The 2,574-nt window shown below is 35.3% G+C and carries 3 protein-coding genes; all 3 read right to left on the reverse strand.

Features of this window, described 5'->3' with window-relative positions:
- Positions 1 to 389: 389 nt before the first annotated feature.
- Positions 390 to 1,475 (reverse strand): alpha/beta hydrolase family protein, encoded by a 1,086-nt coding sequence (locus ATH1_RS0115735; protein ID WP_010423965.1) that lies wholly within the window; start codon positions 1,473 to 1,475, stop codon positions 390 to 392.
- A gap of 173 nt (positions 1,476 to 1,648) precedes the next feature.
- Positions 1,649 to 2,179, reverse strand: coding sequence for a hypothetical protein (locus ATH1_RS0115740; protein WP_010423968.1), 531 nt, complete (start codon positions 2,177 to 2,179; stop codon positions 1,649 to 1,651).
- 51 nt (positions 2,180 to 2,230) lie between these two features.
- Complete coding sequence (locus ATH1_RS0115745; protein ID WP_010423969.1) at positions 2,231 to 2,482, reverse strand: hypothetical protein; 252 nt, start codon at positions 2,480 to 2,482, stop codon at positions 2,231 to 2,233.
- Between the last annotated feature and the right edge of the window lie 92 nt (positions 2,483 to 2,574).

Below are 2,574 nucleotides of genomic sequence, written 5' to 3' on the forward strand. Positions count from 1 at the left end.
TTACGGAATATTTAAATATTTTAGCCATGCTCACGCATCCATGCCCTTAATCGGTCTAAGACCCCGATGACAGTCCGCCTCGCGGTTTCCTGCCACGCCCATGGGATACGAAATCCGGGCGATTGGTACACTTATCCCGGGAGCTTCAACCCGCAGTGGCTGCACCACACGCCAGTTGTCCCGGTAGGATACTATTGGAAGAACAATAGGTTTTATCAGAGGTGTAAGTCTCTGTAAAACAATTATATAGAGCGACTTCGTGTCGCAATAACGTTAAGTATAAGAATAGTAGCCGATTGCGTGGCACTTTCCTGTCAAGTTGCAGGAAAGTTTAAGCGGGCTACAAACCTTGAACTTACTACTTTCTCGGCTATTATTTTTATACATTGTTAGTGGCTTTTTTTATTTAATTCGTTATTAAAGAACTTTACAATCATCTTGGAAATGTTTTCATGTATTACTTTTCTGTCAACAGACTCATGGTCTTTAAATACAATGGGAGCATTTCTCTTTAAACCATTTTTTGCTTCATTCATAAAAATGTAATGGCCTACTTGTCCCTCCAATTCTATGTATTTTGAGCCATTTATTAATCCTTTATAATGTTTCGCATTGGTTTTGACAGGTGTCCGTTCATCATTTTGTGCGCCAATGATTAGGACTGTTTTATCTACACTTATAAATTGATTTTTGCTGTTAAACCCCTGCCCAATAGCTGGAGCCATTGCGACAAAAGCAGATATCCTGTTATCCTTAAGGTTTTTATAATCTTTGTTCCCTGTCTCAATAATTTTAGGAGTAATAAACTTTGAAACATCTCCTAATTCAGGCAAGTTAAATTCATTTTTACCTTCTTGGGTTTCGGAGAAATTTTTGAGTTGCTTGTAATCAAGAGCTCCACCCGCTAATGCAATTGTTGTATATCCGCCCAATGAAAATCCTGCCATTCCAATTTGGGTTGTGTCAATTGCAGCTACCCATTGGGAGTCAGTCAAAAGTCTATCAATTGCAAAACTTACATCCAATGGTCTATCCCATACTTTTACAAAATTTTCAGGTATTTTATTGTCAAGTGTATTCCCGTAATGGTCAACAGAAGCAACGATGTACCCATTTCCAGCCAGTTCACAGGCAAGCCACATTTGGCTAATTCTATTGCCACCTGTTCCGTGGGAGAGCATAATTAATGGGAATTTTCCAGAGGCTATCTCTGCATCTTTTGATGTTGGGGGCAGTTTAAATGGATATTCTGTTGTAATATTATGTTTAGTTGTGTCCTTTGTTGGATACCAAATTTCTGTTTTTACAGGTCGTTCTCTTTTATGGTCTACAAGTTCAATTGTTGCTTGACCAACATTAAACTTATGAGTTTGTAAAAACTCTTGATGACTCATTTGATTGTAGTTATCTCCAATTCCACAAGAATTGAGAAAAATTAAAGCGATTCCTATTGTTGTAATTATTCTACCATTCATCTATTTGTATTGTTTAAATTGCCACTAACGTCCCGGTTATATGCGCCTGGGCGTGGTTTCAGACCAGCTGTGGATTTATCAGCTTGAAAGCATGGTTTTGGGTAATACGAAACCCTCAATATGCTGTGGATGCCACGGCTGGCGTATATAGCTTTGTTGTGCCGTCGTTGTTCTTATATTTTAGCTTTAATTTTCTCGATTAGTTTTCTTGATTTTTTATTCTTAGTGCCCTTAGTGCCTGGTGTGCCGTTAAATGAAAATGCACTAATCTTTAAGTTCTTATTTTCTATATCAATACTAATCACAGCTGCTGCTCCCCAGCTCCAAAAATTAAACTTATCTCTAACTTTAATAATATTTTTATCCGAATAAGTTATTACAAAATCAGGTCTTAATGATTTGGCAAAGTTCTCAATATCAAAATTTTCATTATTAATATTGACCTTTTCTTCAACATTCCCAAATTTTTTCTCCATTGGCGCGGCTGAATTTAAAAATGCAATTTTGGGTTTAAGGAATTGAATTAATATAAATCCTTGGAATAACGTAAAAACAAGGGCGAAAATTAATGATTCAATAGTTAGTTCAATCGAATCAATTAATTCATTATGGAGTATAAGATTAATTGAAAATCTGAGAATTACATACAAAATCAAGACAGTGGAGAATCCAATAAGAAATATTTTTTTGATTAAGTCTTTCATAGTCGTTATGTTATTAAAATTAAGCAAAAACTATTTTATTTGTCTTTGGTTTTAGAATGGCAAATCTCTATTTTTTTCATCAGATAAATCTGGTTCTTCCCTGTCTGATTCTTTGTTTATTAGCCAATATTCGCAATTTAGATAATGATTAATATCTGTTGCATTTTTTTCAAAAAAGTCTTCTGCTGGTATGCCATCTATCACATAGACCTTACGAAATTTCATTTTACCACCAACAAAATAGGACTCCTTTATATAATCAAGTCCGTTTTTATCTTTATGAATTTTTCTTTTTTGCTTCAATTATCCATGATTTTATTTAGTTGGTCAATATTTTTCAATGCGGCAACCGGGTAGGTCAGGAGGAGTAAAATCCTCCCTTCCCCCCTAAGAAC

Origin of the sequence: Anaerophaga thermohalophila DSM 12881 (genome assembly GCF_000191885.1) — a bacterium.
Classification (GTDB): Bacteria; Bacteroidota; Bacteroidia; order Bacteroidales; family Marinilabiliaceae; genus Anaerophaga; species Anaerophaga thermohalophila.

What these genes read in the sequence shown, in the direction of transcription:
- ATH1_RS0115735 (WP_010423965.1), bottom strand. Translation starts at nt 1,475, where the DNA reads ATGAATGGTAGAATAATTACAACAATAGGAATCGCTTTAATTTTTCTC.
- ATH1_RS0115740 (WP_010423968.1), bottom strand. Translation starts at nt 2,179, where the DNA reads ATGAAAGACTTAATCAAAAAAATATTTCTTATTGGATTCTCCACTGTC.